Annotated in this window: 5 protein-coding genes; all 5 read right to left on the bottom strand. The window is 38.7% G+C overall.

The window, feature by feature from the left end; translation table 11 throughout:
- Position 1: 1 nt before the first annotated feature.
- Positions 2 to 9,631 carry a non-ribosomal peptide synthetase gene (locus tag H6G08_RS02980; protein ID WP_390625552.1) on the bottom strand — a complete coding sequence of 3,210 codons (9,630 nt, stop codon included), beginning with the start codon at positions 9,629 to 9,631 and terminating at the stop codon, positions 2 to 4.
- 208 nt (positions 9,632 to 9,839) lie between these two features.
- Entirely contained in the window at positions 9,840 to 10,091 is a 252-nt protein-coding gene (locus H6G08_RS02975; RefSeq protein WP_190538806.1) for an acyl carrier protein, read from the bottom strand.
- Positions 10,088 to 11,626, bottom strand: coding sequence for a class I adenylate-forming enzyme family protein (locus H6G08_RS02970; protein WP_190538805.1), 1,539 nt, complete (start codon positions 11,624 to 11,626; stop codon positions 10,088 to 10,090). Before H6G08_RS02970 ends, H6G08_RS02975 begins: the two co-directional genes overlap by 4 nt.
- A gap of 779 nt (positions 11,627 to 12,405) precedes the next feature.
- Positions 12,406 to 15,939 (bottom strand): WD40 domain-containing protein, encoded by a 3,534-nt coding sequence (locus tag H6G08_RS02965; RefSeq protein WP_190538804.1) that lies wholly within the window; start codon positions 15,937 to 15,939, stop codon positions 12,406 to 12,408.
- Between the two features lie 721 nt (positions 15,940 to 16,660).
- Positions 16,661 to 18,028 carry an AAA-like domain-containing protein gene (locus tag H6G08_RS02960; protein WP_190538803.1) on the bottom strand — a complete coding sequence of 456 codons (1,368 nt, stop codon included), beginning with the start codon at positions 18,026 to 18,028 and terminating at the stop codon, positions 16,661 to 16,663.
- Between the last annotated feature and the right edge of the window lie 1,035 nt (positions 18,029 to 19,063).

Raw genomic sequence — 19,063 nt, 5'->3', positions numbered from 1 at the left:
TTTACCTTTTTCTCTGCGAGCGATATTGTTGTCTTGACTGTAATCTTTGATTTTTTAAGGAGTTCAATTCGCTATAAGCTTGTGTGCGGTTATGATTCTGCTTAGTTGTCTCTTCTTGATTGATTTTAGTAATCAAATATTGGCTGAAACTATGGATAGTTGGGTAATTAAACAGATCAACTATTGATAGTTCTACCCCAAATTTTTCTTGCAACTGCTGATTAATGCTTACCAGTAATAAGGAATGACCCCCTAGTTCAAAGAAATTATTGTAAATTCCTACCTTTTCTATTGCTAAAGCTTGTTGCCAAATGCCAGCAATGATATTTTCTATCTCTGTATTTGGCATGACATAATCTGATAATTCTTGATGTAAATCTGGGTTTGGTAAAGCGCGACGGTCTACTTTACCGTTAGGCGTTAAAGGTAAAGATTCAAGAATCACAAAAGCACTTGGTACCATATACCCAGGCAATTTATCAGCCAGAAATTGCCGCAATTCGCCTGTGGTGATTGTCACGTTCTTTTGTGTTCCTACATAGGCGACTAAACGCTTATTTCCCCCAGTTTCTTCACGAGCAATAACACAACATATCTGCACATCATTATGTTGGCTGAGTGCTGCTTCAATTTCTCCCAATTCGATGCGGAAACCACGAATTTTTACTTGATGGTCGATACGTCCTAAATATTCAATTGTGCCATCTGATAAATAACGTGCTAAATCCCCAGTTTTATATAATCTACTCCCTTCTGCCTTCTCCAATGGATTAGGAATAAATTTCTCTTGCGTCAAATCTGGACGGTTGAGGTAGCCTCGCGCTAAACCTACACCGCCAATGTGTAATTCTCCTGCTACACCCACGGGTACGGGTTGTAAATACTCGTCTAAAATGTGGATTTGCGTATTTGCGATCGCATTTCCAATAGTAATTTTCTCATCTTCAGTGCATTTTGCAATCGTTGCACAAACAGTTGCTTCCGTTGGGCCATAAGCGTTAAAGAAGCTTCTACCAACAGACCATTGTTTGATTAATTCAGGCGAACAAGCTTCCCCAGCGACAATGATTGTTTGCAGTGCTGGCAATTCGTCACTCGGCATCACTGCTAACGCCGATGGTGGTAGAGTGACATGGGTAATGCTATGTTTGCGTAATTGCTCAACTAATGGCTTTCCAGGGAGTAGAGAATCTTTTGTTCCTAAATACAGCGTTCCGCCTGAACCCAAAGCCATGATGACTTCCCAAATCGAAGCATCAAAACTAAAGGATGCAAATTGAAGAATACGACTATCAGAATTTACGCCAAAAGTTTGTATCTGAGCTTGAGCTAGGTTGCATAATCCCTTATGCTCAACCATCACACCTTTCGGTCTACCTGTTGAGCCGGAAGTGTAAATTAAATTAGCTAAATTAAAGGCTCTAACTTCACTATTTGGGTTATCTTGATTGTTTTGGGCAATTTCTTCCCATATATCATCTAAACAGATAAGATTTGCTTGAAGTTCGGGGAGTCTCTCAACAAGTCGCTGTTGAGTTAGTAGTACTGAAACTTGAGCATCTTCCAACATGAAGCGTAAACGCTCGGTTGGATATTCAGGGTCAAGTGGTAGGTATGCGCCACCTGCTTTGAGAACCCCCAAAAGTCCCACCACCATTTCTAAAGAGCGTTCCACACAAATACCCACTAAAGTATCTGGTTTTACACCCAAAGATTGTAAATAATCAGCTAATTGGTTAGCGCGAATATTTAGCTGTTGATAAGTCAGTTTTTGTTCTGCAAATACTACTGCTACTGCATTGGGAGTCTGATTAACTCGTTCCTCAAACAACTGATGAATACATTTATGTTGAGGATAATTTGCTTGTGTATCGTTCCATTCAATTAATAATTGATGTTGCTCATGTTGTGTCAATAAAGGTAATTGTGCAATTTTCTGTTCTGGATTAGCAACAATACCTTCCAGCAAGGTGACAAAATGACCAGTCATGCGCTCAATGGTGGACGCATCGAACAAATCAGTATTGTATTCCCACACACCTATCAAGCCTTGAGTCGTGTTTTCCATCGACAAGGCTAAATCCACCTTGGCCGTTTTAGTTTCTACTGGTAATGCATTAACAGTTAACCCAGCAAGCTCTAATTCTTGTACAGGTGCATTTTGCAGCATAAACACTACCTGGAACAGTGGTGTATGTCCCAAATCCCGTTCTGGTTGTAATGCTTCCACGAGCATTTCAAACGGTAAATTCTGATGAGTGTATGCACCCATTGCTGTTTCTCTAACGCGAGTCAGCAATTCGCTAAAGCTGGGATTACCTGCTAAATTACTCCGCATGACTAAGGTATTGACAAAAAAGCCAATTAACTGTTCGAGTTCGGAGCGATCGCGGTTTGCAATTGGTGTCCCCACCAAAATGTCTGACTGTCCTGTATAGCGGTAAAGCAGAGTATCATAAGCCGCCAACAGCGTCATAAACAGAGTACAGCCTTGCTCTTGACTGAGTTTGACCAATTTATCAGTTAATTCAACTGACAAAGTAAACTCAAGATGTGCGCCAACAAATGTTTGTACAGCAGGTCTTGGTCTATCTGTAGGTAACGCTAATAAAGCAGGTGCATTTGCTAATTGCTGTTCCCAGTATGAGAGTTGACTTTGCAACACATCACCTTGCAACCAGTTTCTTTGCCAAATCGCAAAATCTGCATACTGAATTGGTAGTGGTGCTAAAGGTGACGGCTGATTTTGAGAATAAGCGTTGTAAAGTTGTGCTAGCTCAAAGATAAACACACCCATTGACCAGCCATCAGAGACAATGTGGTGCATACAGACTAACAAGATATATTCTGTCTCATTCAACACCAGTAAAGTTACTCTAATTAACGCTTCAGAAGCTAAATCGAAGGGTTCAATAGCTTGTTGTTGCGCTAACTGCTGCGTCGCTAATTCCTGTTCAGTTACAGATAAATGCTGGAAATCAACAATAGATACTGTTTCTTGTTCCCTAATTATTTGTGTTGCTTGTCCATCAATTGTGGTGAAATTTGTGCGTAATACTTCGTGGCGATGAATTATTTCAATTAAGCTTTGCTCTAAAGCAGTTTGATTAAGATTACCCACAAGACGCAAAGCAACAGGAATATTGTATAAAGCACTGTGAGGTTCTAATTGGTCTAAAAACCACAAACGCTGTTGAGCAAATGACAGTGGTAAATCTGCATTTTTTGCCCTTGGTAAAATTGGCGCTGCAAATATTTCCAAATCTTGTTGCTGTAACTGCTCAATAACCTGTGCTAACTCAGCTAATGTTGCAGTAACAAACAACTCACGCAATGGTATTTCTACTTTGAAAATGTTGCGAATGCGTGAAATCAATTGTGTTGCTAATAGTGAGTGTCCCCCTAGTTCAAAGAAATTATCAGCAATGCCTACTGACTCTACTTTGAGGACTTGCGACCAAATTTGTACCAACAGTTCTTCGATTGGGTTGCGTGGGGCGACATATTTGTCTAAGTTACTGCTGTATAATTCCGGTGCTGGCAAAGCTTTGCGGTCTACTTTACCATTAGGAGTTAGCGGCAAAGACTCCAGCACTACAAAAGCACTTGGAACCATGTATTCTGGGAGTTTTGCTTTCAAATATTGTCGAAGTTCGCTAATTGTGGGTGTAGATTCCTGATTTGCTACCAAATAAGCAACTAGGCGTTGCTCACCAACATTATCTTCGCGGCAAATCACGCAGCAAGCTTGTACGTTACTATGTTGGCTAAGTGCAGCTTCGATTTCGCCCAATTCAATACGGAAACCACGTATTTTTACTTGGTTATCGATGCGCCCCAAGTATTCTATATTGCCATCTGCTAAATAGCGTACTAAATCCCCAGTTTTGTATAGGCGTTCAGAATCAGAAAATTGGTCTTTGCTTCCCCCTCTGCTCCTCTGCTCCTCTGCTCCTCTGCTTCTTGGGAACGGATTCGCAATAAATCTTTCCTGTGTCAACTCTGGACGGTTAAGGTAGCCTTTAGCCAAGGAAGCACCACCAATGTACAACTCTCCTGGTACACCGATGGGTACAGGCTGTAAGTTTGAGTCTAAAATGTAGGTTTTTGTGTTGGCAATAGGGCGACCAATAGAAGGCGATGAGAAAGTATTTTGACCATGAGAAACTACCAAACCAGAGGTTGTAACCACTGTATTCTCTGTAGGGCCATAATTATTCACAACCTCAAAAGGTATGAAAGCTGAGGGGTAATTGTGCAGCTTATCCCCACCTACTAACATTGTTCGCAAAGCTGTACTTTCATTCCAATCTAGAGAAAGTAACTTCTCTGCAAGAGGTGTTGGTAAAAAACTGATTGTGATTTTGTTTGATGTTAGCCAATTTTGTAAATCTATTGGTGAGAGAAGGATTTCAGATGTCACCAAATAAATACTTGCACCAGCAGTGAGGTAAGGCCACAATTCCCATACCGCAGCATCAAACGCTGTTCCTGCTAACTGAGTGGCTTTGTCTAATGGGGTGATTTCAAAAGTACGTTGATGCCAGAAAATTAGATTTAGCAAACTCTCATGTTTAACGAGTACACCCTTTGGTTGACCTGTAGAGCCTGAAGTATAAATTACATAAGCCAGGTTACTAACTTGTACATTAGTAATTGCATTATCTTGATTTAATTGAGAAATTTCTTGCCAATCAGTATCTAAACAAACAAGCTGTGCTTGATGTTCTGGTAGTTTATTTATTAGTTTTGATTGAGTTAATAAAACTGGTAGCTGAGTGTCTTCTAGCATGAAGCGCAAACGCTCAGTTGGATACTCTGGATCGAGTGGTAAATATGCGCCACCTGCTTTGAGAATACCCAAAAGTCCTACGACCATTTCTAATGAACGTTCTACACAAATACCCACCAAAGTATCTGCTTTGACACCCAAGGAACGCAAATAATGAGCTAACTGATTAGCGCGACAATTTAATTGCTGGTAAGTCAGTTGTTGATTATCAAACACCACAGCCACAGCATCAGGGGTGCGCTGAACTTGCTCCTCAAACAACTGATAGACAGACTTATCTATTGGATAATCTGCTTGAGTTTCGTTCCATTCAACTAATAATTGATGTTGCTCAACTTCTGTCAGTAAAGGTAATTGCGAAATCTTTGTCTCTGGATTCGCAACAATACCTTCCAGCAAGGTGACAAAATGACCTGTCATGCGCTCAATGGTGGACGCATCAAACAAATCAGTGTTGTACTCCCACCACCCGACTAATCCTTGGGTAGTGTTCTCAATTAATAAAGTTAAATCAAACTTGGAAATTGTCGTTTCTACTACTAAGGGATGGAAACTTAAGTCAGTCAACTGTACTGGAGACATCGGTGCATTTTCCAGCACAAACATCACTTGAAATAGTGGTGTATGAGCTAAATCCCGTTCTGGCTGTAATGCTTCTACCAGCATTTCAAAAGGTAAATTCTGATGAGTGTATGCACCCATTGCCGTTTCTCGCACGCGATTTAGCAATTCGCTAAAGCTGGGATTACCTGCTAAATTGCTCCGCATGACTAAGGTATTGACAAAAAAGCCAATTAACCCTTCTATTTCACTGCGATCGCGGTTTGCAATTGGTGTCCCGACTAAAATATCTGACTGTCCTGTATAGCGATACAGCAAGGTATCATAAGCCGCTAACAGGGTCATAAAGAGGGTACAGCCTTGCTCTTGACTCAGTTTGAGCAATTTCTCCGTTAAATCAACTGACAGCGTAAACTGCTGACGCACCCCTGTGAATGTCTGTACAGCAGGTCTAGGTCGGTCAGTTGGTAGAGATAATACAGTTGGCGCGTCTTTTAGTTGCTTTTCCCAATAGGAGAGTTGGCTTTGCAGTACATCCCCTTGCAACCATTGTCTTTGCCAAATGGCAAAATCTGCATACTGAATTAGCAATGGTGCTAATGGTGACTGTTGCCCCTGAGAATAAGCGTTATACAGTGCTGCTAGTTCAGAGATAAACACGCTCATTGACCAGCCATCAGAGACAACATGGTGCATAAATACTAACAAGATGTGTTCTGTATCATTTAGCACTATTAATGTTGCTCTGACTAATGCTTCAGTTGCTAAATCAAAGGGTTGAATTAGTTGTTTTTGTGCTAACTGCTGTATGGCGATTTCTTGTTCAGTTGCGGGTAAATCCTGAAAGTCAACTATTGAGAATGTCCAATTGATTTGTGTTTGAATTATTTGTGTTGGCTGTCCATCAATAGTGATGAAGTTAGTGCGTAATGCTTCGTGGCGATCAATTATTTCAATTAAGCTTTTTTCTAAGGCTTTTTGATTGAGATTACCTACTAAACGCAAAGCTGTAGGGATATTGTAGAATGCACTATTCGGTTCTAATTGGTCTAAAAACCACAACCGTTGTTGAGCAAATGAAAGTGGTAAATCTGCATTTTTTGCCCTTGGTAAGATTGGCGGTGCAGATATTTCTAAATCTTGTTGCTGTAATTGCTCAATAGCTTGTGCTAATTCGGCTAGGGTTGTAGTAGCAAATAACTCACGCAATGGTAGTTCTACTTTAAAGCTGGTACGAATGCGTGAAAGCAATTGGGTTGCTAGTAGAGAATGTCCCCCTAATTCAAAGAAGTTATCATCAATGCTGACTCGTTCTACTTTCAGCACTTGCGACCAAATTTGTGCTAACAGTTCTTCAATGGGGTTGCGTGGAGCAATATATTTTTTTGTGCTGGCGCTGTATGATTCCGGTGTGGGTAAGGCTTTGCGGTCTATCTTACCGTTAGATGTTAGAGGTAAAGACTCTAGCATCACAAAAGCACTGGGAACCATGTATTCTGGTAGCTGTGCTTTCAGGTATTGGCGCAATTCTGTAGCGGTGGGAGATTGTTCTTTAGCTACTATGTAAGCAACTAAACGTTTATCTCCTGGTTCATCCTCGCGTACTAATACCACGCTTTCCCAAATATCAGGATGGGAAGCTAATAATGCTTCAATTTCTCCCAATTCGATGCGGAATCCGCGTATTTTGACTTGCTGATCTATGCGTCCTAAATACTCTAAATCGCCATTGGGTAAATACCTCGCTAAATCTCCGGTTTTATATAATATTGAGTTATCCCAAGGGTGAAAAATAAACCTTTCTGCGGTTAGTTGTTCTCGGTTGAGATAACCACGAGTCACCCCAGCACCACCAACGTACATTTCACCCGGAACGCCTATCGGTACTGGTTGTTGATATTCATCCAACACATAGACTTGTAAGTCGGGTATGGGACGACCGATAACGCTGGCTGTACTATGTAAATCAGCTTTGCTTAATGGACGATAGGTAACATGTACGGTGGTTTCTGTAATCCCGTACATATTCACTAATTGGGGTGTGGTATCGCCATGTCGCTCAAACCAAGGTTGTAAACTCTGGATTTCTAAGGCTTCTCCACCAAATATCACCAAGCGTAAGTTTAATTCCCCGGTTGTTACTCCTGAGTTTTCTGCTTGAATTAATTGGCGGAATGCTGAGGGTGTTTGATTGAGAATTGTAACTTGTTGAGTGAGTAATAACTGATAAAAAGATTCAGGCGATCGCGTCACTAAATATGGCACAATTACTAATCTACCACCGTATAACAAAGCACCCCATATTTCCCAAACTGAGAAATCAAAGGCGTAGGAATGGAACATTGTCCACACATCGTCTTGATGGAAATGATACCAACTATCTGTGGCAGCAAATAACCGCACGACGTTGTAGTGGTTGACTAATGTACCTTTGGGTTTACCTGTTGAACCGGATGTGTAGATGACGTAGGCTAAGTTTTCCCTTGTGGCGTTACTAACAGGATTTTCCTGACTTTCTCTAGAAATACTTTGCCAATCTCTATCTAAGCAGACAACACGGGCATGATGCTGTGGTAAATCTGCTAGCAATTTCTCTTGAGTCAAAAGCACTGAAACTTTTGAATCATCGAGCATATATGATAAACGGTCAGTGGGATAATCTGGGTCAAGTGGAACATAAGCACCACCAGCTTTGAGAATTCCCAATAGTCCTACCAGCATTTCTATTGAGCGTTCTACACACAACCCTACTAACACATCTGTACTTACACCCAAAGTTTTGATGTGATGTGCTAACTGATTAGCGCGAGTATTTAATTCTTGGTACGTCAGTTTTTGCTGTTCGTATACAACTGCTACAGCATCAGGTGTGCGTTGAACTTGTTCCTCAAATAATTGATGAATGCATTTATCAGCAGGATAATTCGCCTGAGTATCGTTCCATTGAGTTAATAACTGTTGTTGCTGTTGCTGTGTTAATAGTGGTAATTGCCAAATCTTTTCCTCTGGATTGCTGACAATTCCCTCTAGCAAAGTTTGGAAATGTCCAGCCATCCGAGTAATTGTAGCTGGCTCAAATAAATCGGAATTATACTCTAAACTTGCAGTCAGTCCTTGCTCAGTCTCGGTCATCAGCAAGGTAATATCAAACTTAGCTGTGGGATTTTCTATTTCTAGCTGAGTTAAAGATAAACCAGGTAATTCCAATTTTCCTGGTGGTGTATTCAGCAATACGAACATTACCTGAAACAATGGAGAGTAGTTCAGGTTTCTTTCTGGCTGTAACGCTTCGACTACTTGCTCAAATGGTACATCTTGATGAGCATAGGCTTCTATTGCTACTTGGCGGACTCTTTGCAGTAACTCCCAAAAAGTAGGATTACCAGAAACGTCAGTACGCAACACCAAGATATTAACGAAAAAGCCAATAAGAGACTCAATTTCGCTACGGTTGCGGTTAGCGATGGGGGAACCGACGAGAATATCTTGTTGATTGCTGTAGCGCGATAGTAAGATGACAAAGCCAGTCAGCAAAGTCATGAATAAGGTTGCGCCTGACTGTTCGCTGAGGCTTTTGAGTTTTTGAGTCAGCTGTTCATCTAGCCGAAAGTGCAGAATACTACCACGATTTGTTTGTACAGGTGGACGCACTCTGTCAGTGGGAAGTTCTAGCAGGGGAGGTGCGTCTGCTAATTGTCGCTTCCAATAGTTTAGTTGAGTGTCGGTTACTTGACCTTGCAACCATTTTCTCTGCCAAACTGCAAAGTCTGCATACTGAATGGGTAGTTCTGGTAATGGAGAAGGTTCACCATCTGCAAAAGCTGTGTACAAAGCTGTGAGTTCGCGCCAGAATACACCTTCAGACCAACCATCAAAAGCAATGTGATGGACAATCAGAAGTAGCACATATTCATTTGATCCTAACTGCAATAGGGAACAGCGTAACGGCGAATTTTGCTCTAAATCAAAGGGTTGTTGAACTTCGTTTTTAATTAGTTGTAAAACTTGAGTTTCTTTTTCTTGTTGAGAAAGTTCCTGAAGATTAATTACAGGTAACTTCAAGTTAAAGCTGGGTGCAATAACTTGGACAGGTTTATTATCCGCAGAGAAAAACCTAGTCCGTAATGCTTCGTGGCGTTGGATAATTTCATTAAAACTACGCTCTAATGCAGAAATGTTGAGCAAACCCTGAAGACGAAAAGCAAAGGAGACATTATAAGTAGAGCTATTTGGCTGCAATTGGTGGATGAACCATAATCTTTCTTGAGAAAAAGACAATGGTAAATGTTCATCGCGCGATACAGGCTGCAAAATTGGCGCTTGATTTTGTAATTCGAGAATATTGGCGATCGCTTGCCAAATATCTTCTCCTGTTTTGGCTGATTTATTCAGTTCTAATGGGTTGATTTCTGCAGAGTAGCTCATTTTAGTCTTCTGGCTTTACTTCTTCAGGGATATGCAACAAAACAGCCGATGCTCAAAACTATCAGCCTTGCTTGGTATTGATTAACTGCACAATCGTTTCTATGCTTTGGAAATTTTCTGCATTAATATCATTAACTGCAAATTTAATCCCAAAATTACTCTGTAGTTTCAAAACAAGTGTCATAGCATTAACAGAATCTAGACCCAGGCTAAAAAGATTACTAGATTCTGACAAATCTTCTCTACTAATATTTGGTAATACATTTAAAACTATATTTTTAGTCTCTTCTGTAATTAAATCAATAGTTTTCATGATGTTCTTCTCTCTGAGAAATTATCAATTAAATTCTTTCTTAAAATCTTACCTAGTGGACTTTTGGGTATTTCATTGCGAAATTCTATAACTTTCGGTACTTTAAAATCAGCTAACTTACCTTTGCAATAAGATAAAATCTCTTTCTCATCACAAATATCTTGATTTTCAGGTACAATAACTGCTTTGATAATTTCTCCTGCATAGGAGCCTTTGATACCAACCACTACAGCTTCTTTAACTTGATTGTGGGTTATCAATATTTTTTCGATTTCTAACGGATCGACTTTATGTCCACCTGTATCAATAAAGATTTGTTTTCTCCCAGTAATATAAACCCGCCCAAATGCATCTTTTTTACCTAAATCGCCAGTTAAAAACGTACCATTTTGAAATACCTGTTGATTTAGTTCTGGTTTATGACAATATCCTTTCGTTAAGGCTGGACTTTTGATAACTATTTCGCCAATACTACCAAATGGTAATTCTTTCCCAGCATCATCAATAATTTTAATTTCAATATTTTTTAACGGACACCCTACAGAATTATAAGTGCTGGTTAAATCAGAATCGAGATTAATGGCGATAGAACCTGCTTCTGTACAACCATAAAGTTGTCGCACAGGAATATTAAACCTTTGCAGAAATTTATCAAAAATCTCTTTTGATAAAAAGTTACCTGCAGAAAAGCATAATTTTAGCGAGGAAAGATTAACTTGAGTATTATCTGGTGTTTCTGCAAGAGTATTAAAAATATAGGGAACAGCAGGTAAGATAGTAACCTGCTCTTTTTCTATAAGCTCTAAAACTCGCGCGCGTCTAAATACAAACGGTACTTCAACAGCTTTGCCTTGATTTGTAACTTGTTCTAAAATTACCAGAGTCGCGCCATTATTTAGAGCAGCTAATAAGCAATTACCTAGTCCATGTGCATGGTACAGTGGCACTAAACATAAAATATTATCTGCGGATGAGATATTAGTGGTTTGAGTAAAGTTGCTGACTTCGTGATATAAATTATTTTGGCTTCTACATACTCTTTTTGGTCTACCCGTAGAGCCAGATGAATATTGATAAAGTACATCGCCGTTAAAATGAGTGGCGCTTTGTGGAATTAGTGAGTTATTTACTTGATTGGTCAGTTTAATATCATCAATAACAATTAATTCTATTTTTTTATCTAATTTAGAGATAATTCTTCGGCTAATATCTACGCCATCACTATTAGTAATTATAGCACGAGCGTTACTATCAATCATGTAGTAACTAAGTTCTTCCTCCTTCAGCAGGGGGTTGATTGGCAAAGCTATAGCATTTATTTTGGCTACCGTGTAAAAGGCGATCGCAAACTCTGGGATATTGGGTAAAACTAAGGCTACACAGTCACCTTGGGCAATACCAGCGATACTCAAGTCGTTACTTAAATCCTGAATATTAGCATACAGTTCTTGATAGGTAATCCTGATGTTACCGTAAGCGATCGCAGTTTTATAAGGATATTTTTTAACAACTTCTTCTAATTTTTTATTTAACATTAGCTACCTCAAAAATCCCAAAAACAGCAGTTTTGTATATAATCTTTATTTTTGATAGCGACAATTGATAATTTTATAATTTAAAATCGTTTTTTAGCTTTTTTTTAGGTTGACTCATGGATTATCTCAGCTTTATCCACAGAATACAATACTAGTAAATATGTAAGATACTCGATAAAAAATAGTTAATTATGAATTTTAAGAAAATTAAGATAATTAAGTAGCCATTTAAGAAAATTAAGGAGACAGTTAAGACAGTTAACCAAATAGTGAAAATCTTTCGATAATTTTTTTAAAACAATCATTAAAAAAAAATTAATAACTCTAATTATTATGCATAGAGGAATAGGCTTAACTGTCTTATCTGTCCTTGTATATTTGCCCAACTACTAAGAGAATATTATGACTGTAAGAGTCAAATATTAGCTATTAAAGTAAAAATTAATGGATATTGAGAACATAGCTCAGATTTCCAAACGAGATTTGCAAATCATTCAACTACATCAGTTTTAACAGTCTATTTTCTGTTGTCATGGCTTTAAATGCTCTTCATTCGGAAAACAGATAAACTAAGGGACTTCCAAATAAAAAAATATTCCAATCATTAACTTACCAAACCCGCAACTCGTAGAGGCGGGGTAACCCATTGTCAGGAGTTCCCTAATGCGCGTTTAAATTGCATAACTAGTTATATGGCTTGTTAACTGTTGACAGTTAACTGTCAACAGATCTCATCATTACTCCTTTATTCACAATTTTGAAGGAGCTATTTTTTCTTTTCACTGACACAAAGAGCGATCGCTCCCTTCCAGTGCTATGTTATTTTGCAAATAATCCTGCACCAATTTACAGCCGTAAGCGAGGGGATGAGTTTTGAGAATACGTGGCAAATTCCAGATAATTAACCTGTTATCATCACCCCCTGAGGCTAAAAAAGTACCATCGCGACTGATGGCGATTTTGCGAATAGCGGCGGTATGACCTCTCAAAGTAGTGATTTCTCTGCCATCTAACTGCCAAAGTTTGATGGTACCATCTACACTACCGGAAGCAATTATTTGATTATCGGGACTAAATCCTACTCCCCAAATTGCAGCATTATGAGCTTTAAAGGTATGCAATAACTTACCTTCTACTGTCCATAACTTCAAAGTATTATCACCACTGCCAGTAGCTACCATTTTACTGTCAGCACTAAAAGCCAATCTCCACACAGATGCAGTATGTCCAACTAAGGTAGATATCAGTTTACCCTCTACTGTCCACAACTTTGCTGTCCCATCAGCACTGGCGGTTGCTACCATTTTACCATCGGGACTAAAGGCAACTTGCCAGATTTCTGCTTTATGTCCTCGGAGAACCTGCGATTGAGGCTGATCGCGTTTCCATATCTGGGCAATCTTTTCCACATTCGCAATTGCGATCGCTTCACCATTGGGGCTTAAAACTGCACCTGTAATTTTACCACGAGTATCTTTGTAACTAGCAACATAACTTCCATCTCGTCGGCGGATTTTCACCATCGCATCGTCAGCAAATAGACCAACTAATTTACCATCTTCGCTGAATGAAACTTCGGGGATGATACTTTTTTCAGTCAAAGTTTTCAGCAATTTACCTTCGCGACTCCACAATTTCGCCACGTTTTCATGACTAGTGGTGCCAATGGTGGAACTGTCAGCAGTAACAGCTATTGACCACATTCCGCCACTGTGCGCCATGACACTTTTTTGAAATGGATTTTCACTTTGCCATAGTCTCACAAGGTTTTCTGCACCCCCAGAAGCAATAAAGCTACCATCAGGACTAAAACTCACTCCCCAAACAGAAGCATTATGTCCTCTGAGTGTCCTCAGTTCTGTACCGTCTATATTCCAAAGTTTCATTGTTTTGTCGAGACTGGCTGAGACAACAGTCTGGCCATCGGGACTAAAAGCTACTCCTGCAACCCCCGCCGTATGACCTTGTAGCGTTTTATCCAGGCGATAGCTGCCATTTGTGCTGTCTCGCCGCCAAAGTTTCACAGTCTTATCTTCACTGGCGGAAGCCAGAATTTGACCGTCAGGACTAAAAGCTACTCCCTGAACCCAAGCTGTATGGCCTCGCAAAATTTGTCGCTGTTTGGGGTTTTGCCAACCTGTAGTATCTCGTTGCCAAAGTTTTACTGTCCCATCTAAATTGGCAGCTGCTACGGTTTGACCATCAGGACTAAAAGCGACTCCCCAAAATCCCCATTTATAACCTGAAAATGTGTTTAAAAGTTTACCATCTTGCCGCCACAACCTGACTGTTCTGTCCCAACCAGCAGAGACTAAAAACTGACCATCAGGACTAAAAGCGACTCCCCAAACTGAAGCCGTATGACCTTTAAATGTTGTAGAAATCTGCCACTGACTGTCTGTACTTTGCCGCTTCCACAGTTTAATCGTACCATCCTCACTGGCTGAAGCTAGTACTTGACCATTAGGACTAAATTTGACAGATCTAATTGCGCCTTGATGACCTGTGAGAGTAGCCACTGCTGTACCGTCACGCCGCCATAATCTGATTGTTTTATCTATACTAGCGGAAGCAATTAAAGAACTATCAGGACTGATATCTACAGACATTACAGCTGCTTGATGGCCAGAAAAGCGATTGTATTCATCAGCGCCATACACTGCTTGCTGTAAGACATCGTTTACTTGATGCTCAAGATTGGCGTTTGGTTTTTCTAGTTTTTCTAGTCTTTGTTGAGCTTTAATTGCGGCTACAAGCGCATCTAATCTGCGATTTGAGGCGAACATCCCCTCAGAAGCCGATACAAGTGCGCGAATTTCGCTGTTTTTGGCTTCAGTTTCACTTTTCTGGGATTGGCGATACAAAATATATATTCCGCATCCCAACATAATAGAAATTACTAACTTAATACACATGCCCATTAACAGCAATCTTTGCACTTTAGCACTTTTTTTCTCTTGTGCTAGTCTGGCTTCTATTTCTTTAGCTCTAGCTGCTTCTAATGTGATTTGAATTTCTCTTTGTTCGTATTCTTGACTAGCAGCAAAAAATTTATAATCTAAATCGCTCAAACTTTTACCTATTGACCAGTTTTGCGCATCTTTTAAAGCTTTTCCTCGCAGCAAGCGTGACTCGTCTTGATAATTTGATGCAATCCAAGCATTAAAGATTTGCGAGTAAGGACGCAGGTTATTTAATTGTCTTTCTACCCATTCCGCATTAAACACATGGCGATAAATGAGATTTTTAATTTTGAGGTAGCCATTGTGTTTTTCTACTAAGCCGGATAACAACAGTTCCTTTTGTTCTCGACTATCATCAATCGCCACCGGAGAATTACCAGCCTCCGCTTGTAAGACCTGCTGATAAATGCCTAATAACCTGCCAGCACGCTGTTCGTTATGTAAAAGGCGATCGCGAATTGTCCGCAGGTGTTCTGGATCGTCCTTGGCTTTCCAATGTTGGATGATATGCTTTTTTACTAGTTGCTCAATCCAGTATCCTTCTGTAGCTGGCGGTAAATCAATTTTGTTGTGTGGTGTTTCCTTTGCTATCTGCACAACTATCTGACAAAGTTTTTGTGTTAAAAAAGGTTGTCCAGCCGTCCAGTTAAGAATTTTTTGTAATACTATTTTTGGTTCGCTAACAACTTTTTCTAAGCCTGTTAGTAATGGGGTTGCTTCTTCTAATTTAAAGCCATATAACTCAATTGCTGTACCAATGTTAAAAGGTGTGCGGCGTTTATCAGCAATCAAATCGGATGGACTAGCTACCCCAAATATTGCAAATGCTAGACGTTGAAATTTTGGCTCGTGGGCGCGTTGGTTATAGCAATGACGAATCCAAGCAAAAAAGTCACTAACTGGAAAGCTCAAACTTAATAAACTATCAATCTCATCAATAAAAATAAATATCCTCTGACTTTCTTCTGGTGAAAGTAAAATCTCTTCAACAAACTGATTGAGCTTCTGCACAGGTGAAAGACCTGCTTGCATTTCCCACCATTTTTTAAAATTGATTTTGTCAGCTAAATTTAAACCATAAAAAAGACAAATAATAATTCCTTTATACCATTGTTCAGTTGTGGTATCTTCACTACCCAAGCGTGTGACATCGATATAAACGCAACTATGACCTGCTTGCATCAGACGATCTTTTGTACGATGCAGCAGCGATGATTTACCCATTTGGCGGGAATTAAAAATATAACAAAAATCACCAGCCTTTAAGCTAGTATAAAGGTGTTCGTCTGCCTGACGAATAACGTAGCTTGGATCGTTACTGGGCAAACTACCGCCAACTTGGTATTTCATATCATATAGGGATTTTATATTACATATAAATGTGTCATATCAGATATGCGATCTCACATAGAGAGATTAACACAACTTTTGACTCTTTGTAGAGAATTTTTTCCCACTCCAATAGCTGTGTTATCCGCCTGTTTGCTATCTGGCATTGAGAAAATCATCATTACACATTATTTAATTATTGTCAGTTGCAATTGCTACTTAGTAAGTTTAAGCTTGTTAACTTTGCAGTCTTAAATGTCTTAAATTTCTGCTGATTTTTTTACTTAAATAGCTTAACTGTCCTTGAATTTTGATGTCAAAAATCAGAATATAGTTACATGTTTTACCAACCAATGATTTGCTAATATTTAGCATTTTAAAAGTCTTGATAAAATTATTATTTAGTAATTGCTATACTATCGGTATATAGAAAAACGAGATATATATGCTATTAAAAATCTAGATTCGGCAATATCAATTCCAAACCAAAATATTTGACTAATGACTAATGACAGCCCTTACAAGTTATGTTTAATTACGCTGAATAATAAATTAGGAATTACGCAGTGTCAGATATTTTTCATGCTTTTTGTCAATGGTCAATAGTCCATAGTCCAAAAACTTGAATTTTGACCATTGAATGTTGACTTTTGACCACCCTTGTGAGGGTTTTTATGTTCGGTGCGTAAGTCCTAATCTAGTGGATTTACAACTTACAATTCTCTTTATCTAGGTAATTTGTTTAGGTACTTGTAGCTAACTGCTTGGCAAAATAATTGCGGTAGAGTTCACAACGGGGTACGATGCGATCGCCTTCAAAGGAAATTAATCCTAAACTTTCAAGTTTGTACGCATATACAGGGTCAAGATTTATACCTTTTTGTGCTGTAACTAACTCAGCATAAATCTTAATTAGACCAGGGTTGGCTTGCAGATTTACCCAATGTTGCCATAAATGATAACGGTAAATGCCACCGTTGGCGATCGCTTCAGCTATCAACTCTTGTAAAGTCATACTTCCACAAAGAAGATTAAACAAGGCTAGTTGTAGCAGTCCAGGATGACCTCCTACCAAAGAAATTAACTGCTTTAGTTCTTGATTTGTCAATTCTATACCGTATCGCCTTGCTAATTCTTCTACCTGCTGGACAGTAAATTCCCTAAGACGAATCGGTAATCCAATATTGAATGGAGAATGGTTAATATCTAAAGAAATATACTGTTCTGTCGAGTAAACTACCACTAATCTCAATTTTTGCCAGTGGTTATTTTGTCTAGCTTCATCGCACCAAGAACGTAATAAAGCAAAAAATTCCCGACCAAGTTGAGGATATTCAAAAAAGCGGTCAACTTCACTTAAAACCAAAACTATCGGATTTTCACTCTGTTTTAGTAAATAATTTTGTATGTATAAACTACAACTTAATTTACAACCAATCTCATCATCCCATTGATCGTCAATATTACTATCTATACCTAATTGTGTAGCGATTTGCAGACAAAAACAACGCAACAACCTATTTAAGTCAGTTAAACATTGCTCGTCAAGTTGGTCGCAATTGATATTCAGAGCATGGTATTCTTGCTTTTGCGCAAAGGCTAACAAACGCATTACCAAAGAGGTTTTACCCATTTGTCTGGGCGAGCGAATCCGAATTACACAACCTGGTTGAGTAATTTCTCGATATACTTGTTCTTCTATAGGTGGGCGTTCGATATATAAAGGAGAATCTAGAGGTACCGGTCTATCTGGATATGGCCAATAACTTTGTTCTTTTGTATAAGAATTCTCTGACACAAACTCTGAGATTTCTGTTTGATTTTCCTCCTCATCTTGGACAAAGCTATAATATTCATCCTGGAGTTCTAAATCAAAGGCATTAAAACATAATTTTAAGGTTTTTTGATCCACACCTTTACTTAAAGACCACAAACGGCTAATAGTTCTAGGGGAAATATTGGTACGTTGCGATAGCTTCTCTAAAGTAAAGCGATCTCCTTGATTTTCGACTATTTCGCTAGAAATAATCGCTTCTTGTAGTTTTTTGAGTCCCTTGGGAGTTAATACAACTCCTCTTTTTCTCTTGATTCTATTTTGCTTCAATTCCATAGGGTGTGTACCAAAAGTTCTTGCCAGACACAAAATCTACTTACTAAAGTATTAATTGAGCCAATTTTTGCGAGCATTCCAGAAACACCAGTTTATTATCATCCGATACAAGTGCTAGGTATTTGGTATTACTAACGCTGACAATAGCCAAAATATCAGTAGAAAATACTGTATAAGCCTTGGCTATACTTGACTAGAAGTAATTAGACTAAGTATAAACATCATAGTATACGCTTCAGAGTACTGAAAAATAAGTTTCAATTTTGGATATTTTATAGGTCTCAATTCAGGCAGATATGCAGAAAAATGTAGCTGTAGCTTTAATTAAAATCCTCATTTAGCAGCGAGGTAATATTAAGAAATTTAAAGTAATTAGAGAAAATTATCTATCTTTAGATAGATTAAAAATAGATTAAGTTATATATTCACTTGATTGACTAATAAAAAACCAATCAGATTGGTAAATTATTGTCATCCGAGAAGCCTCAAAGCCTCATCGATCAAATCCACAAGATTGGCTAGTAGGATGAGATTTGATTATTGAAATTACTTACCTAGTTTTAAGAAAAAATTAACTGTTGAATCGGCACCAGACAAGGTAAATTGAGTGCGCTCGATAATTTTGAAAGCCGCAATTTTTATTTACCTTGAGACTTTAAGCAAAGTAAATCGTAAATATAATTTTTTGAATAATGTGTTATGAAATCATAATATTAATAATTAGAGATTTTATTGTTGAAAAGTGAAATTTTGAAAAATTTACTAAATATCTTATCTGTCTGCTAGATAATTTGCTTAACTGTCTTATCTTTCCTTGTAATATCTACAACTGGATACTATGCTAAAAGAGCAATGATTGCAGAAAATCAGATATGCGATCGCATCCCCAGAAGCAACGCAAATATCACTGCAAATATTTGCACCTGAATTCTGCAAGAAAACAGGCAATTTTCCTTAAATTGAGGATTTATATGTTGCAGACATATATGAGGATTTTCATAAACGTAATTCCATCAACAGCATCTCCTATCAGCT

The organism is Calothrix anomala FACHB-343 (assembly GCF_014696435.1).
Taxonomy (GTDB): domain Bacteria; phylum Cyanobacteriota; class Cyanobacteriia; order Cyanobacteriales; family Nostocaceae; genus Aulosira; species Aulosira anomala_A.
Note: the sequence above shows the minus strand (reverse complement) of the source record. Positions and strands in the feature narration are given on the sequence as shown.

Bases quoted from the DNA above. Each gene is read 5' to 3' on its own strand.
- H6G08_RS02965 (WP_190538804.1), bottom strand. From the start codon at position 15,939: ATGAAATACCAAGTTGGCGGTAGTTTGCCCAGTAACGATCCAAGCTAC.
- H6G08_RS02970 (WP_190538805.1), bottom strand. From the start codon at position 11,626: ATGTTAAATAAAAAATTAGAAGAAGTTGTTAAAAAATATCCTTATAAA.
- H6G08_RS02960 (WP_190538803.1), bottom strand. From the start codon at position 18,028: ATGGAATTGAAGCAAAATAGAATCAAGAGAAAAAGAGGAGTTGTATTA.
- H6G08_RS02975 (WP_190538806.1), bottom strand. From the start codon at position 10,091: ATGAAAACTATTGATTTAATTACAGAAGAGACTAAAAATATAGTTTTA.